The sequence below is a fragment of the Gordonia sp. NPDC003585 genome, assembly GCF_040610755.1.
GTDB lineage: Bacteria > Actinomycetota > Actinomycetes > Mycobacteriales > Mycobacteriaceae > Gordonia.
On sequence record NZ_JBEXMX010000108.1, the window covers coordinates 1 to 14,772 of the forward strand.

The 14,772-nt window shown below is 65.5% G+C and carries 17 protein-coding genes, 1 other RNA gene and 1 riboswitch; of the genes, 14 read left to right on the forward strand and 4 right to left on the reverse strand.

Going from position 1 to position 14,772, the window contains the following annotated elements:
* The first annotated feature begins 205 nt into the window (after positions 1 to 205).
* Positions 206 to 283, forward strand: a riboswitch (Fluoride riboswitch).
* A 19-nt stretch (positions 284 to 302) separates the two neighbouring features.
* From crcB (ABZW74_RS21895) to ABZW74_RS21905, 3 genes are read left to right on the forward strand one after another with little or no spacing between them, the layout of a single operon-like run.
* Complete coding sequence (gene crcB, locus ABZW74_RS21895; protein ID WP_240861054.1) at positions 303 to 782, forward strand: fluoride efflux transporter CrcB; 480 nt, start codon at positions 303 to 305, stop codon at positions 780 to 782.
* A complete protein-coding gene (gene crcB, locus ABZW74_RS21900) occupies positions 779 to 1,147 on the forward strand; it encodes a fluoride efflux transporter CrcB (RefSeq protein ID WP_240861056.1) in 369 nt (122 codons plus the stop codon). Before crcB (ABZW74_RS21895) ends, crcB (ABZW74_RS21900) begins: the two co-directional genes overlap by 4 nt.
* A gap of 11 nt (positions 1,148 to 1,158) precedes the next feature.
* Positions 1,159 to 1,674 carry a universal stress protein gene (locus ABZW74_RS21905; RefSeq protein WP_355279330.1) on the forward strand — a complete coding sequence of 172 codons (516 nt, stop codon included), beginning with the start codon at positions 1,159 to 1,161 and terminating at the stop codon, positions 1,672 to 1,674.
* Positions 1,675 to 1,776: 102 nt separating this feature from the next.
* On the opposite strand, the gene ABZW74_RS21910 is transcribed toward ABZW74_RS21905, so the two are convergent.
* Both ABZW74_RS21910 and ABZW74_RS21915 read right to left on the reverse strand, forming a co-directional pair.
* Entirely contained in the window at positions 1,777 to 3,000 is a 1,224-nt protein-coding gene (locus tag ABZW74_RS21910) for an acyl-CoA dehydrogenase family protein (RefSeq protein ID WP_240861059.1), read from the reverse strand.
* A 28-nt stretch (positions 3,001 to 3,028) separates the two neighbouring features.
* Positions 3,029 to 4,393 (reverse strand): acyl-CoA dehydrogenase family protein, encoded by a 1,365-nt coding sequence (locus ABZW74_RS21915; protein WP_355279333.1) that lies wholly within the window; start codon positions 4,391 to 4,393, stop codon positions 3,029 to 3,031.
* 176 nt (positions 4,394 to 4,569) lie between these two features.
* On the opposite strand from ABZW74_RS21915, the gene ABZW74_RS21920 reads away from it, so the two are divergent.
* Positions 4,570 to 5,070, forward strand: coding sequence for a DUF2752 domain-containing protein (locus ABZW74_RS21920; protein WP_355279336.1), 501 nt, complete (start codon positions 4,570 to 4,572; stop codon positions 5,068 to 5,070).
* 31 nt (positions 5,071 to 5,101) lie between these two features.
* Positions 5,102 to 5,761: an MBL fold metallo-hydrolase gene (locus tag ABZW74_RS21925; protein ID WP_355279338.1), complete on the forward strand. Its 660-nt coding sequence runs from the start codon at positions 5,102 to 5,104 to the stop codon at positions 5,759 to 5,761.
* 149 nt (positions 5,762 to 5,910) lie between these two features.
* Here the strand turns inward: ABZW74_RS21925 and ABZW74_RS21930 are convergent, their stop codons facing one another.
* On the reverse strand, positions 5,911 to 6,309 hold the full coding sequence (locus tag ABZW74_RS21930; RefSeq protein WP_240861068.1) for a VOC family protein: 399 nt from the start codon (positions 6,307 to 6,309) through the stop codon (positions 5,911 to 5,913).
* A gap of 126 nt (positions 6,310 to 6,435) precedes the next feature.
* The gene (gene hisN / locus ABZW74_RS21935) at positions 6,436 to 7,236 is read right to left on the reverse strand and encodes a histidinol-phosphatase (RefSeq protein ID WP_240861070.1); all 801 of its coding nucleotides are present in this window, start codon (positions 7,234 to 7,236) and stop codon (positions 6,436 to 6,438) included.
* Positions 7,237 to 7,298: 62 nt separating this feature from the next.
* On the opposite strand from hisN, the gene ABZW74_RS21940 reads away from it, so the two are divergent.
* From ABZW74_RS21940 to ssrA, 9 genes are all read left to right on the forward strand, one after another.
* A complete protein-coding gene (locus ABZW74_RS21940) occupies positions 7,299 to 7,694 on the forward strand; it encodes a hypothetical protein (RefSeq protein ID WP_240861071.1) in 396 nt (131 codons plus the stop codon).
* A gap of 35 nt (positions 7,695 to 7,729) precedes the next feature.
* Positions 7,730 to 8,845, forward strand: coding sequence for a peptide chain release factor 2 (gene prfB, locus ABZW74_RS21945; RefSeq protein ID WP_240861073.1), 1,116 nt, complete (start codon positions 7,730 to 7,732; stop codon positions 8,843 to 8,845).
* On the forward strand, positions 8,832 to 9,785 hold the full coding sequence (locus ABZW74_RS21950) for a mechanosensitive ion channel family protein (protein WP_240861075.1): 954 nt from the start codon (positions 8,832 to 8,834) through the stop codon (positions 9,783 to 9,785). The genes prfB and ABZW74_RS21950 overlap by 14 nt, the downstream gene beginning before the upstream one ends.
* Complete coding sequence (locus tag ABZW74_RS21955) at positions 9,778 to 10,269, forward strand: hypothetical protein (protein ID WP_355279344.1); 492 nt, start codon at positions 9,778 to 9,780, stop codon at positions 10,267 to 10,269. The genes ABZW74_RS21950 and ABZW74_RS21955 overlap by 8 nt, the downstream gene beginning before the upstream one ends.
* Positions 10,270 to 10,336: 67 nt before the next feature.
* Positions 10,337 to 11,023 (forward strand): cell division ATP-binding protein FtsE, encoded by a 687-nt coding sequence (ftsE, locus tag ABZW74_RS21960; protein ID WP_240861079.1) that lies wholly within the window; start codon positions 10,337 to 10,339, stop codon positions 11,021 to 11,023.
* 60 nt (positions 11,024 to 11,083) lie between these two features.
* Positions 11,084 to 11,992, forward strand: coding sequence for a permease-like cell division protein FtsX (ftsX, locus tag ABZW74_RS21965; protein ID WP_240861082.1), 909 nt, complete (start codon positions 11,084 to 11,086; stop codon positions 11,990 to 11,992).
* An 81-nt stretch (positions 11,993 to 12,073) separates the two neighbouring features.
* Complete coding sequence (smpB, locus tag ABZW74_RS21970) at positions 12,074 to 12,547, forward strand: SsrA-binding protein SmpB (protein WP_240861084.1); 474 nt, start codon at positions 12,074 to 12,076, stop codon at positions 12,545 to 12,547.
* Positions 12,544 to 13,797, forward strand: coding sequence for a glycoside hydrolase family 27 protein (locus ABZW74_RS21975; RefSeq protein ID WP_240861086.1), 1,254 nt, complete (start codon positions 12,544 to 12,546; stop codon positions 13,795 to 13,797). The genes smpB and ABZW74_RS21975 overlap by 4 nt, the downstream gene beginning before the upstream one ends.
* 59 nt (positions 13,798 to 13,856) lie before the next feature.
* Positions 13,857 to 14,230: a transfer-messenger RNA gene (gene ssrA, locus ABZW74_RS21980) on the forward strand.
* The last annotated feature ends 542 nt before the right edge of the window (positions 14,231 to 14,772 follow it).

A 14,772-nucleotide genomic window follows, 5' to 3' on the forward strand; every position in this document is an offset into this window, starting at 1 on the left:
ATCCCACCAAACCGCCTAGCATTCAACATGACTCGTTGATCACCACGCGTGATTCCACGCCGATCCGAAGTCCACCACTCCACGGGGCACTACCGTTCAGAAGCAGTGCGGGAGGTAGGACGACGGCACTCTTCCCACCTCCCGCACTCCATGGCCAGGGCCGCAGCGGTGAGGATCGGGACATCCACGCCTCCTCCCTGCTACCGTTGTCCACGGTGATGGATCTCCACCGGGAGTGTGATTGCTCCGAACCGCCGACACGGCTGATGGCTCCTGTCCGAAATGACGGATAGGACTGACGCATGGCCGATCACGCAGCCGACTCGCACCCCGAACTGCCACTCGATCCGGACAGTTCGCGCCCGCTTCATCTGCAGTGGCGGGCGATCGCACTCGTGTTTCTCGGTGGAATCGCCGGCACCGGATTGCGCTACCTGACCGAACACCTGTTTCCCGCATACGGCACGGACTGGCCATGGGCGACGTTCGGTGTCAACTTGAGTGGCGCGTTCATTCTCGGGGCGTTGCTTGAGGTGCTTGCCCTGGCAGGGCCCGACGACGGGTGGCGCCGCACCATTCGGGTGCTGGTCGGCACAGGTTTTTGCGGCTCGTACACCACCTATAGCTCGTTCGCTCTCGAGACGACGCAACTCGGTCACCATGGCGCGGTCGGGCTGGGAATCGCTTATGCGGCATCGAGCGTGGTGCTCGGGGTTGTGTGTGCATGGGCGGGAATCGTTGTCGCCGGCCAACTCCTGCGCGGGCGAGGAGCGGTGTCGTGACGGTTGCGCTGATCCTGCTGGCCGGCGCGGTGGGTTCGGTGGCACGGTTCGTGGTCGACGGCGCCGTGAAACAGTGGCGTCCGACGACGTTCCCCTGGGCGACGCTCGTCATCAACGTGACCGGTTCGCTGCTGCTCGGTGTTCTCGCCGGACTGGTGATCTACCACGCCGCACCGTCGGACCTGCAGGCGATCCTCGGCACCGGATTCTGTGGCGGCTACACGACGTTCAGCACCGCGTCGGTCGAGACGACGCGGCTCGCGCAACGCCGCGACGGCATGAGGGCATTGGCGAATGCGCTGGCGTCGGTGGTCGCATCGGTGGCCGCCTGCGCGGCCGGACTCGCCCTGGCGTGGGCGCTGTAGAGGAGTCAGACATGGCAGACGACAACACCTTCGGCCAATACGACGACAACGGTCCACTGCGCAGACACCGGCGCGGCCCCACCCCGGCCAAGCGCGCGCAGGCCGCATTGGTGATCGGGTGGAACCGCCAGCCCGACAGCGTTGCCGCCGTTCGATTCGCGGTGATGCTCGCCGACCGGCTCGACGCGCACATCCACCTCGTGCACTTCGTCGACCTCGATGACGAGCCGCTCGACCCGGACGCGCCCGATTGGAGTGAGCAGTTCGCCGCGACCGTCGACGAGAATGCGCTGGAGGCCCGACGGCTGCTCGACGCCGTGCCGGCGTCATGGACCTATCACAGCGGCCATGGATCGGCTGCCGACCTGCTCATCACGGTGGCCGACCGATACTCGGCGCTGATGGTGGTGGTCGGGAACCCGCGTGGCGGGCTGATGTCGCACCTGGATGCGCTGCTGGGACAGTCCGTGGCGCACCGGGTGATCGGACAACGCAAGGTGCCGGTGCTGTTGGTGCCTGCGGGCTGAGAACTTCAGCTCGCCAACGGCTTCGAGGCTCGCACCCAGCCCGGAGAAAGCGAAGTGGCATGCCGGCCCTCTTCCGGCATGCCACTTCTGGTCTGGCTCAGCTCACTTCAGCTCGGCGCTGCTCTTGTTGAGCACACGGCGGGCGATTATCAGCTGCTGGATCTGCTGGGTGCCCTCGAAGATGTCGAGGATCTTGGAGTCGCGGGCCCACTTCTCCACCAGGAGACGTTCCGAGAAGCCCACGGTTCCGGTCAATTCGACTGTCTTGTTGGTGATGTCGGTGCCGGTTCGGCCGGCCTTGGCCTTGGCCATCGACGCCTCGAGCGAGTTCGGCTGCTTGTTGTCGGCCATCCAGCAGGCGCGCATGGTGAGCAGATACGCTGCCTCCCAGTCGGATTCCATGCGGATGAACTCGGCGGCGGCGGCATGCTGGTCGGCGGCGGGGCGGTCGTAGTCGATCTCGATGCCGGCGTCCTCGAGGATGCGCCGCAGCTCTTCCAGAGCGGCACGCGCGACACCCACGGCCATGCCCGCGACCAGCGGACGGGTGTTGTCGAAGGTCTGCATGACCCCGCCGAAGCCCTTCTTGGTGTCGACTTCGGGCGATCCCAGCAGGTTCTCCTTGGGGATGCGGCAGTTCTCGAACCGGATGACCGCGGTGTCGGAGACGCGGATGCCGAGCTTGTGCTCGAGCCGGACGACCTCGACCCCGGGATGCTCACGCGGCACGACGAAACTCTTGATGGCCGCACGGCCCAGGCTCTTGTCCACGGTCGCCCACACGACGATGTGCGTGGCGCGCGACCCCGCGGTGACGAAGATCTTCTCACCGTTGAGGACGTACTCGTCGCCGTCGAGCCGGGCCGTTGTGGTGACGGCCGCGGAGTCGGAGCCGAAGCTCGGTTCGGTGATGGCCATCGCGGCCCACACCTTGCCGAAGCGTTCGAGTTGCTCGTCGGTGGCGACCGCGGCGATCGCCGAGTTGCCCAGCCCCTGGTAGGGGATCGACAGCATGAGGCCGACGTCGCCCCACGAGGTTTCCATCACATTGACGACGGACTGCATGTTGCCGCCGTTGACGACAGTGCCCTCGGGTTTGGGCTTCGCTGTCTTCTCGCGGCTGCGGCCGGCGTCGGCACCGGCACCGGCCTGGCCGGTCTCGGACAGACCGTCGTACAGGCTGGCCAGAGTGTCGAGCTCCACCGGGTAGGCGTGCTCACGCAGGTCGTACTTGCGTGAGATCGGCCGGAAGATCTCGGCGGCGGCCTGATGGGCCTGGTCGATGGTGACGCCCAGCTTCTTGGGCAGTTCCAGATTGATGCTCATTGCGATGCTCCTGAAGTCCGGTGGGTCGTCAGAGGACGACGATGCCTTCGCCGATGCCCGCGCCACGCAGGTCGCGGTACCAGCGCTCGACCGGATGCTCCTTGGTGAAACCGTGGCCACCGAGCAACTGCACGCCGTCGAGGCCGATCTGCAGGCCCTTGTCGATGGTCAGCTTGCGGGCCAGTGCGGCCTCGCGAGCAAACGACAGTCCCTGTTCGGCACGAGCCGCGCCACGCAGGGTGACAAGGCGGATCGAGTCGACCTCGGTCGCGATTGTGGCGACCATGAAGGCCACGGCCTGACGGTTGGAGATCGGCTCGCCGAAGGCCTCACGCTCGTTGACGTAGGGAATCACGTAGTCGAGGACGGCCTTGGCGGTGCCGGCAGCCAGCGCCGACCAGCCCAGACGCGAGAGCCGAACGACGTCGCGGTAGGCAGCAGCAGAGGACTCGCCCTCACCGATGAGAGCCGACGTCGGGACGGCGACATCCTGCAGGAGCAGACGGCCCATGCCTGCGGCACGCACGCCCATACCCGGATCGGCTTCGACGATCAGACCCTTCGAGTCGGATTCGACGATGAACAGCGCGGGCTTGCCCTCGAGTTGGGCGCCGACGATGAACAACTCCGACGACCCGGCTGCCGGGACGAACGACTTCACACCATTGAGGCGGTAACCGCTGGGGACACGAGTTGCCTTGGTGGACAGGTTGAATGCGTCGAACAGTGGCTTCGGCTCGGCGATGACGACCGCGGACTGCGGGACGTCCTCGCCGGCGAAGTCGGGCAGGTAGGTGCGCTGCTGGTCGTCGCTTCCGAAGTTGGTGAGGGTGGTGGCCACGCCGCTCGGTGCGAGCAGCGGGATGGCCAGGCCCATGTCGCCGTACGCCATGGCCTCGGCGACCAGCGCGTTGGTCACGACGCCGCGTTCGGTGGCTGCGCCCTCGAGTTCCTCGGGCACGTTGATCATGGTGATGCCGAGTTCGGCCGATCGATTGAGGATCTCCTCGGGTGCGGTCGCGGCGGCGTCGGCGTCGTAGGCGGCGGGACGCAGGATCTCGGTGGCGAACTCGCGCACCGTCTCCGCGATCATCTGCTGCTCGTCGTCGGGCGTGAGGTTGAAGTAGTCCTTGGGGGTGCTGGTGAGGCGCTTGGCCTTACCGGATCCGCCCTGGGCGGCCTTGAACGCACGGTTGGCGGCACCGAGGGTCTGGAAGCCGGTCTTGGTGGCCTGGTAGGCGATGCGGTTGATCGGCTCGCGGATCTGGTACTTCTCGGCGAACTCCGAGCCGGTGACGGTGGTCAGTACGCGCATGGCGGTGCCGATGAAGTTGCGCGGGTGCTTGGTCTTTCCGACGGCGGAGGTGTCGCGCGGTTCGGTGTGGGTAGTCATGTTCACCAGCTGTTCTCGGGGAGGATCCCGGTTGGCGTGAGGGTTTGATCGCACCGATCTTACTCGGTAGTAAGTACGTACCTTACTACTCGGTAAGAAGCTTGTCACGTTTTTCTTGGATGCCTGTCACACGGTTGATCGATGACGACGGGCACCGGCCTGGCTACGCTGGTCGGGTGACGTCCGAACCACGCGCCGACCAGGGTCTTCAGGATGCCGCGGTGGCCACCGCCGAGCCGGGTCGCGCCTTGTCCAGTGTGAGCCTGGCCGGAGCAGCCACCGTCGCTGGGGTCGGGATCGCCGGGATCGCGGTCGCATGCGCGTGGTCGCCCGCGGGCGCGTCGTCGGGTCCCGAGGTGTGCCCGTTCCGCCGGCTCACCGGACTCCCATGTCCCGGCTGCGGGCTGACCCGCAGCTGGGTGTCGTTGATGCACGGTGACGTGTCGAACGCATTCTCGTTCAATCTGTTCGGCCCGCTGCTGCTGGTGTTGACGGCGGTCGCCGTCGTGATCGCGCTCTGGTCGCTGGTGTTGCGCGATGGTGCGCCACTCGAGCGGACCCGGTCGTGGTTGAGTGTTCGCCTGGTCGTGGGCTTTGTCGCAGTGTGGCTCGGCTACGGGGTGTTCCGTGCCGTCGACACCGCGGCCGGCTGGGGAATCTTCCCGATCATCACGTGACACCACCGGGAGTGCGGAGCACAGTGGTGGCATGCAGATCACTCATTTCGGCCATTCCTGCCTGCTCGTCGAACTCGACGGAACCCGAGTGCTCTTCGACCCGGGCAACTTCTCTCACGGCTTCGAGGGAATCACCGGGCTCGACGCGATCCTGATCACCCACCAGCACCCCGACCACTGCGACGTCGCACGACTGCCCGACCTCGTCGCAGCCAATCCCGACGCCGCCCGCTTCGCCGACCCGCAGACATCGGCTCAGCTCAACGGCGACGACGTCGCGGGCGAATGGACGGCGGCGCATAGTGGTACGAGCGTGCAGTTCGGAAACGTGACAGCGCGCGTCACCGGCGGCCGGCACGCCGTCATCCATCCGGAGATCCCGGTGATCGACAACGTCGCTTACATCCTGGGCACCGATGCCGAACCGGCGAAGTTCATGCACCCCGGTGACTCCTTCTACATCCCCTTCGAGAAGATCGACGTCCTCGCGCTGCCCGCTGCCGCGCCATGGATGAAGCTCAGCGAGTCCGTCGACTACCTTCGGGGGGTTGCGCCGCGCGTCGCGGTGCCGATCCACCAGGCCGTCCAATCCGAGGCCGGCATCGCCGTGCACAACTCTCGATTGCAGGAGATGCGGAACCCGGCCACCGACTTCCGGGTGCTCGACGCGGAGAACGGCGTCGACCTCTGATCCGAAGAGTACTGCCTTCGGCCTCCTGAACTGCGGAAATCTGTACCTGGGAGCCCAGTCAAATGCAGAGTGCACGTGGTCTGGCTGGGGCGTACAGAGATCCGACGCAGTCGGCGGGTGGGTCGCTGATTCGGAGAGTCGGGTGTTGCTCACGCGGGCGGTGCGAAGAACTCCAACGCGATGTTGTCGGGATCGCGGAAGGAGATCCCGGAGCCGTAGTGCGCGTGCTTGACGCCACTGTGGGAGATTCCCTGCGCATCCAGGCGCGCGATCCAACCGTCGAGATCGGCCTGCGAGCAGGCGAACGCGATGTGATCGAGACCGGTGCGACTCTCGTCAAAGCCGTCCGCCGAACCCGGGCGAGTGTGGGTGTGCAGGCCAAAGAGCATGCCGTCGCCCAGTGCGAAGACGGTGTGGTGGAAGTCGCCCGACTCCTCGTCCTCGTCGAGGACCGGGTCGGCGTCGAAGAGTTGGGCGTACCACTTGGTGCTGGCCGAGAGGTCTGAGACGGTGATGGCCACATGGGCGAGGCCGGGAAATGTTGCCATGGTCGGACTCCCTTGTCCGTGGGGGTACTGACCCATCAGACGCTAGGTCCGCCATGACGACGGCGTGTTGACATCGACGCGGGACTGTCCGTCCGGCCAGGCCGATATGGCCAGACGGCGTGGTGGTCAGGCGCCGTGCAATGCCGCCAGCGTTGCGTCGTGCAGCAGGCCATTGGTTGCGACCGCGCTCCCGCCCGCGGGACCGGGTGTGCCGTCGAGTGCGGTGAAACTCCCGCCGGCCTCGCGGACCAGCACGTCGAGGGGCGCGAGATCCCACAGGGACACCTCGGGTTCGGCTGCGATGTCGACCGCACCTTCGGCGACCAGACAGTAGTTGAAGAAGTCGCCGTACCCGCGAACGCGCCACACCTGGTCGGTGAAGGCGATGAACTGATCGCGGATGCCGCGGTCCGCCCAGCCCGACAGGCTGGAGAACGCGAGGCTCGCCGACGCTACGTCATCGACACCCGATACCTGGATGCGACGCGGCTCGTCGTCGCCGAACGCGGCAAAGGCGCCGAGTCCGGTTGCCGCCCACCATCGTCGACGCAGCGCCGGGGCCGAGACAACCCCGACCACGGGCTCGCCGTCGACGAGCAGCGCGATCAGGGTGGCCCACACCGGAACCCCGCGCACAAAGTTCTTGGTGCCGTCGATCGGGTCGATCACCCACTGCCGGCCGGTCAGCTCGCGTTCGCCGCCGAACTCCTCGCCGAGCACCGAGTCGCCCGGGCGCTGCGACGAAATGCGTTCGCGCAGAAGCGTTTCGCACGTGAGGTCGGCGTCGGAGACCGGAGTGAGGTCGGGTTTGGCATCCACGCGGAGGTCGATCGCGCCGAATCGCCGCAACGTGAGCTCGTCGGCCGATGCGGCCAGCGACAGCGCGAGGTCGAGGTCATCGGAGATGCGCGGGGAAGCGGGGGACACCCGGGTAGCTTAGTTCCCCGCCTCGGCGCCGTCGCAAATGTCGGATCGGTACGCTGGCTGCCATGTGGCTCGCGGTGGCGTTCAGTTTCCTGTTGGCGGCACTCGTGGTGGTGATGATCGTGCAATGGCAGCGGGGTCGTAACCCGCGGCCGCTGACGCCAGGCCAGGCCGCGAACTATGTGCAGGGCACCTTCACGATCACCGGCGTCAGCGATCGGCCCGACGAGGGCGACAAAAACGGTGAACGGTTCGCCACGATATCGGGCACCATCGTCGGACCCGAGACCAATCCCACCGAGGTGTACGGCACTCTCGTGCTCGGAACCACCGATCGGTGGCCCGCGATCGGCGACGACATTTCCGTTCTCTACAAGCCGCACAAGGCTGCGACGTCGTGGCGCTTCGGTGATCTGGGGCAGGCGGGTCCGCCGCCGGGCGGTTCCTCCTTCGGCGATTGAACGGCCCGGGAATCCGGTCGGTATCCTGGTAAACCGTGCATCCCGACGTAACCGCAGATCTCGAATCCCTCGACGCCACCTTGACGACGGTCGAGAAAGTCCTCGACCTCGACGAGCTGCGTCGCCGGATCGACGAGCTCGAGATGCAGGCCTCCGACCCCGACCTCTGGAACGACCAGGAGCACGCGCAGAAGGTGACCAGCGAGTTGTCGCATGCGCAGTCGGAGTTCCGGAAGGTCTCTGAACTGCGGCAACGTCTCGACGATCTGCCCGTTCTGTACGAGCTCGCCGACGCCGAGGAGGGCGACGACCGCACCGCCGCGCTGGCTGACGCCGACAACGACCGCACCACCCTGCGCACCGACATCGAGGCGATGGAGGTCAAGACCATGCTGGCCGGCGAGTACGACTCGCGTGACGCGCTGGTCAACATCCGCTCGGGCGCGGGTGGTGTCGACGCCGCCGACTGGGCACAGATGCTGATGCGCATGTACGTGCGCTGGGCCGAACAGCACGGGTACGGGGTCGAGGTCTACGACACCTCCTACGCCGAGGAGGCCGGTCTCAAGAGTGCGACGTTCGCCGTGAAAGCCCCCTACATGTACGGCACGTTGTCGGTGGAGCAGGGCACCCATCGGCTCGTCCGGATCAGCCCGTTCGACAACCAGAGCCGCCGCCAGACGTCGTTCGCCGAGGTCGAGGTGTTGCCGGTGGTCGAGACCACCGACCACATCGACGTCGACGAGAACGACGTGAAGGTCGACGTGTACCGGTCGTCGGGGCCCGGTGGTCAGTCGGTCAACACCACCGACTCGGCGGTGCGGCTCACGCACATCCCGACCGGGATCGTGGTCACCTGCCAGAACGAGAAGAGCCAGTTGCAGAACAAGGCGTCGGCGATGCGGGTGCTGCAGGCCAAGCTGCTCGAACGGAAACGACTGGAAGAGCGCGCCGAGCTCGATGCGCTCAAGGGCGACGGCGGATCGAGTTGGGGCAACCAGATGCGCTCGTACGTGCTGCACCCGTATCAGATGGTGAAGGATCTGCGCACCGGCGTCGAAGACAACAACCCGTCGGCAGTGCTCGACGGTGAGCTGGACAAGTTCATCGAAGCAGGCATCCGATGGCGGATGGCCGATGCAGAGGCCTGAGCTGAACATCGCAATTCTCGGCCCGGAGTCCGAGTCCATCATCGGCCGCTTCTACGTGTGGCTGGTCACCGACGGGCTCGAAATCCTGCTGTGGATTCTCGCTGCGGCAATCGTGATCCGCTTCATACGGTGGAATGCCGACCGCTACGGCGCGCGCGTCGAGGACGAGTTCCAGGACAGTGACCAGATCGTTCGGACCGAGCGCACCAAGCACATGCGTGCGGTCGTTCAGGTAGTCAGCTGGGTGTTCATCGTGATCGTGGCGCTCATCTGCGGTGTGCACATCATGGGCGTCTTCAACATCCCGATCACCGGACTGGTCGGGCCGGGCGCGGTGCTCGGTGCGGCCCTCGGTTTCGGCGCGCAACGCGTGGTCCAGGATCTTCTCGCCGGATTCTTCGTGGTCACCGAGAAGCAATACGGCTACGGCGACGTCGTCAGCCTGATGGTCACGGGCGGGGGATTCGCCGACGGCACCGTCGAGGACGTCACACTGCGCGTGACAAAACTGCGCACCAGCGACGGCGAGATGGTCACGGTTCCGAACGGCCAGATCATCAAGGCAACCAACCTGTCCAAGGATTGGGCACGCGCGGTGGTGGACGTCCCGATCCCGGCCGAGGCCGACATCGGTCGTGTCAACGACATTCTCGAAGAGGTCGGGCAGGAGTTCTTCGACGATCCTCGGATGCACCGCCTCATGCTCGACGCGCCGACTCCGCTCGGGGTCATCGACCTCGAGCTCGAGGCGATCACGGTGCGGATGGTGGCCCGGACCCTCCCGGGCAAGCAGTTCGAGATCGCCCGCGCGCTGCGCATCCTCATCGTGCGGAGATTGGCGGCCGAAGGCATCACCGTCGCGCTCGGCCGCGAAGTGCAAGCCCAGTCCGCGCCCCCGGCCACTCTCCAGCCGAGCGGAGGTGACCGCGGCGATGACTGAGAAAGACCCGGCCAGCGGAACCGATCCCGAAGACAAGGGCAATTCCGGTCCAACCACCACGGGGTCGTTGCGGGCCCAGCGCGCCCAAAGCAGTTCCGGATGGTTTCGCAAGCGCGACTGGGGTCATATCCGCGGGACCCGAGTGCGGACGAGCACCGCAGTGCTGGTGATCGCCTTCATCGCGCTGTTGTGGGTGTACGGGTACACCTCACAGCGTTATGGCGTGGTGGATCAGACGACACAGCAACCGGCTCCTCGCACCACCCAGCAGACCTACGAGACCACGCGTAGTTCGACGCCGAGTTCGTCGTCGGTCACGAGTACATCGGTCAGTGGCACGCAGGAATCGTCGCAGACCCCATACGGGGAGCCCGCGCCCGTGCCGAGCCTCACCACAACCACGACGTCGATCCCCGGAATCCCCTTCCAGATCCCGGTTCCAGGACTGAACGGCACGACTCAGACCACGTCACCGGCCCGCTGAAACGCAGTTGAAACGCCCCGGGCAGCCTGAGCGGAGCTCTCAGGCGTCGTGGTTACACTGGCTTCTCGTGATCACGCTGGAGAACGTCACGATGCAGTACAAGGCCTCCAGTCGGCCGGCTCTCAAGGACTTGAGCCTGGAGGTCGACAAGGGGGAGTTCGCCTTCCTCATCGGGCCGTCGGGTTCGGGCAAGTCGACATTCTTCCGACTGCTGCTCAAGGAGGACAAGCCCACCTCGGGCGAGATCCACCTGGGCGAATTCCACGTGAACCGCCTGCGCGGTCGGATGGTGCCCAAACTGCGCCAATCCATCGGATGCGTCTTCCAGGACTTCCGGTTGCTGCAGCAGAAGACGGTCGCCGAGAACGTCGCCTTCGCCCTCGAGGTGATCGGGCGGCCGCAGTCGACGATCAAGCGCGTGGTGCCCGAGGTCCTGGAGTATGTCGGCCTCGAGGGCAAACACGACCGCATGCCCAACGAACTGTCGGGTGGTGAGATGCAGCGTGTCGCCATCGCGCGCGCCATCGTCAACCGGCCGCTGGTTCTGCTGGCCGATGAGCCGACCGGCAACCTCGACCCCGAGACCAGCGAGGAGATCGTCGACGTCCTCGACCGCGTGAACCGACGCGGGACGACCGTCGTGATGGCCACGCACGACCGCCACATCGTCGACGCGATGCGTCGGCGGGTGCTCGAATTCGACAACGGGCGATTGGTCCGCAACGACCCGCAGGGTGTGTACGGCATCGGCTGACCCAGCCGCGTAGTAGACCGCCGCACAGACACCACCGACCAGAAGGACATCTCAGCGAGCATGCGAGCCAACTTCATCATCAGCGAGGTCTTGAACGGGTTGCGTCGCAACCTCACGATGACCATCGCGATGATCTTGACGACCGCAATCACCCTCGGCATGTTCGGCGGTGGTCTGCTGGTGATCCAGATGGCCGACAAGAGCCAGAAGATCTTCCTCGACCGCGTCGAAATGGAGTTCTACCTCAACGACGCCGTCACCGACCGTGACCCGCTCTGCCAGCAGGCGCCATGCGCGACGCTGCGTACCGACCTCGAGAAGGAATCCGGCGTGAGCGCCGTGACCTACGTCGATCGCGAGGACGCCTACAAGCGGGCCAAGGAGATCTTCAAGAACAACCCCGACCTCGCCGACAACATCCGCGAGGGCACGCTGCAGGCCTCCATGCGAGTGCGCGTCACCGACCCGGACAACTTCAACACGATCGCCGAGAAATATCGGGCCCGCACCGACCTGGGCGTCGAATCGTTCCGCGACGACCGCAAACTCGTCGAACGAATATTCAACGTGCTCGACGGCGCGCGCAACGCTACCTTCGCCATCGCCGCAGTCCTGGCCATCGCGGCGATCCTCCTGATCATCAACACCGTCCAGATCGCCGCGTACACGAGACGGACCGAGGTGTCGATCATGCGTCTGGTCGGCGCGACCCGGTGGTACACGCAGCTGCCGTTCCTGCTCGAGGCGGTGGTCGCGGCGCTGATCGGTGCCCTGCTCGCGATCGGCGGCCTGTTCGCGGCGAAGAGATTCTTCTTCGACAACGCGCTACGAGATCTGTACGGTGTGAGCTTCTTGTCGCGCATCGAGAACACCGACGTTCTCTTCGTCGCCCCGTGGTTGTTGCTGGGGGGAATTGTGTTGGCAAGCGTGACGTCATATGTGACGCTGCGTGTCTACGTTCGCGAGTAAGACCGACCTTCCGCTTCCTGAGGTGCGAAGCGAAGCGAGCCTCGAAGGAGCGGCGACAGAACCACAAGAGAGGAGAGCGACGTGCCCAAGGAAAAGGGCCGCGCGGCGATTGCCACCAATCGCAAGGCGCGACACGACTACTCGATTCTCGATGTGTACGAAGCCGGAATCGCGCTGGTCGGTACCGAGGTGAAGAGCCTGCGTGCCGGCAAGGCCTCGCTGGTGGACGCCTTCGCGACCATCGACGACGGCGAGATCTGGCTGCACGCGCTGCACATCCCGGAGTACACCAACGGGTCGTGGACCAACCACCCTGTGCGTCGCAAGCGCAAACTGCTGCTGCATCGTCGTGAGATCGACACCTTGATCGGCAAGATCCGGGACGGGAACCTGACGCTGGTGCCGTTGTCGATGTACTTCAGCGACGGTCGGGTGAAGGTCGAGCTCGCATTGGCCCGCGGTAAGCAGGCCCACGACAAACGTCAGGACATCGCGAAGCGCACCGCGCAGCGCGAGGTCGAACGGGAAATTGGCCGTCGGGTCAAGGGGATGTGATCGTCCGCCGGCTGGTCGGGGTGATCGGTGCAGCAGTTCTGGCATTGGCCGTCGCAGGCTGTGGCGACGAGCCGGGCCGGCTGGGTGGCGATCCACCGGCGATTTCGGGTCTGCCAACGACGCCGCCGATGGGCTGGAACAGCTGGAACACCTTCGGTTGCGGTGTCACCGAGGCCGACGTCCGCGCCCAGGCCGACGCACTGGTCTCGACCGGTCTGCGCGATGCCGGCTACCGCTATGTGGTGATCGACGACTGTTGGTCGGCAACCGCCCGCGACGCGCAGGGACGCCTGGTCGCCGACCCGGATCGGTTCCCGTCCGGCATGGCCGCCATGGGTACCTATCTGCATGGGCGGGGTCTCAAGTTCGGGGTCTATTCGGGTGCGTCGGAGCAGACCTGCACGCAGCTGCTCGGCAACCGGGCAGGGTCGACGGGGAGTCTCGGCCATGAACAGACCGATGCGCAGACGTTCGCCGGATGGGGCGTGGACTACCTGAAATACGACTGGTGCTCGACCGACGCCGACCACGACAAGCAGGTGACCGCATTCACCGCGATGCGCGACGCGCTGCGCTCGACCAACCGCCCGATCGTCTACAACATCAATCCCAACAGCGGTCTGACCGGGGGAGTCGTGCCGGGAGCCCAGTACGACTGGGGCGGGGTCGCGACCATGACGCGACTGTCGAACAACGTGGTCGGCGCGTGGCAGACCTCGGCAGGACCAGCAGGTCAGCAGGGCATCGTCGACGAGATCGACGCGGCGGTACCGCTGACCGGTCGCGTCGGGCAGGGTGCTTTCCTCGACCCCGACGCACTCGTCGTCGGATCGTCGGGGCTGACGCCGGCTATGGGTCGTACCCAGATGGCCATGTGGTCGATGTTGGCCGCGCCCCTGATCGCGAGCAACGACCTCACCACGATGAGCCCCGATACCCTGAGCACCCTGCGCAACGCTGCGGTGATCGCAGTCGATCAGGACAAGGTGGTCGGCGCAGGCTCACCGGTGAACGACGATCCGGAGATATGGAAGCGGGCGGTCGACGGTGGCGCGGTGGTGTCACTGACGAATCGCCAGAATCATCCGCGGGCGATGTCGGTTCGGCTTTCGACCCTCGGACTGCCTGCGGGTGAACACTTGGTCAATCTGTGGACCGGGCAGCAGGTGCCGGTGCGCGATGGCTGGGTGTCGGTGCTGGTCGCGGCACGCGACACCATGCTCCTGAGCGCTGTTCGAGCACCGGAATGAATTGGCTTGCACACGTTGTTAGACTTAAGTGCTCATCGAAACTCGATGGGTGCTATCTCGGGGCTGATCGGTTTCGACTACGTGCGTCGAGGTAGGGGAAGCGTGTCGGTGCAGGCTGGAGACCACCGTGAGCGTCGCAGCAACCAATTAAGCGCCGATTCCAATCAGCGCGACTACGCCCTCGCTGCCTGATCAGCGACGGCTAGTCTGTCGGCCCGGATTGAGTTCCCGAATCCGGATGCCGGCATCATCTCAGGGGACTCACCGTGTTCGCCGGTCGCGGGCGGACGCGGGACAGCAAACAGCGACTGGGATCGTCATCTCGGCTTGTTCGTGTGACCGAGAGATCCAAGTAGAGACATAGCGGACTGCACACGGAGAAGCCCTACCAACACGACGGAGGACCCGGGTTCAATTCCCGGCAGCTCCACGAAAAAGTCCCTGACCTGAAACACTGGGTCAGGGACTTTTCATGTACACGGCGCAGTTCCATTCCTGACTCGAAGAGTTGGTGACCGACCCCGCTGACCTGCGGAAATGTCGCGGTATCTTACCCGCAAAATCTCGGGGAAGAGTTTCTTCTTCCCCTACTTTTTGTGGCGGATCGCGCCCGACGACATGGGATCGATCCCCACCGCTGGCACCCATGGCAGCCACGTGGTCGGCCGGCCCCTCCGCTCGACGACGACACTCTGTGTCCTGTTGGAGAATCTGTGTGCTGCAGCACACGGTTGAGACTCGGCACAGGGTGTGGTCTGAGGCCACCCATGGCACATCACCCCGGGGCGGCCTCGGCTTCGGTCTGGCCACGTCCCGCGTCGTCCTGCGAGAACTCGAGTTGAGTTGGAGAACGCGAGTGCTGCAGCACTCGCGTTCTCCTATTCGGCTCCGGTTGTCGCGGGTGCCGGCCGCGCGGAGGCTCCGGGCCGCATGGGCGGCCCCGCTCTTCCGGGCTCCACGATCGCCGACGACGTC

Coding starts and splice junctions, on each gene's coding strand:
- crcB (WP_240861054.1), top strand. CDS start 303: ATGGCCGATCACGCAGCCGACTCGCACCCCGAACTGCCACTCGATCCG.
- ABZW74_RS21905 (WP_355279330.1), top strand. CDS start 1,159: ATGGCAGACGACAACACCTTCGGCCAATACGACGACAACGGTCCACTG.
- ABZW74_RS21910 (WP_240861059.1), bottom strand. CDS start 3,000: ATGAGCATCAATCTGGAACTGCCCAAGAAGCTGGGCGTCACCATCGAC.
- ABZW74_RS21915 (WP_355279333.1), bottom strand. CDS start 4,393: ATGACTACCCACACCGAACCGCGCGACACCTCCGCCGTCGGAAAGACC.
- ABZW74_RS21925 (WP_355279338.1), top strand. CDS start 5,102: ATGCAGATCACTCATTTCGGCCATTCCTGCCTGCTCGTCGAACTCGAC.
- ABZW74_RS21930 (WP_240861068.1), bottom strand. CDS start 6,309: ATGGCAACATTTCCCGGCCTCGCCCATGTGGCCATCACCGTCTCAGAC.
- ABZW74_RS21940 (WP_240861071.1), top strand. CDS start 7,299: ATGTGGCTCGCGGTGGCGTTCAGTTTCCTGTTGGCGGCACTCGTGGTG.
- ABZW74_RS21950 (WP_240861075.1), top strand. CDS start 8,832: ATGCAGAGGCCTGAGCTGAACATCGCAATTCTCGGCCCGGAGTCCGAG.
- ABZW74_RS21955 (WP_355279344.1), top strand. CDS start 9,778: ATGACTGAGAAAGACCCGGCCAGCGGAACCGATCCCGAAGACAAGGGC.
- ftsX (WP_240861082.1), top strand. CDS start 11,084: ATGCGAGCCAACTTCATCATCAGCGAGGTCTTGAACGGGTTGCGTCGC.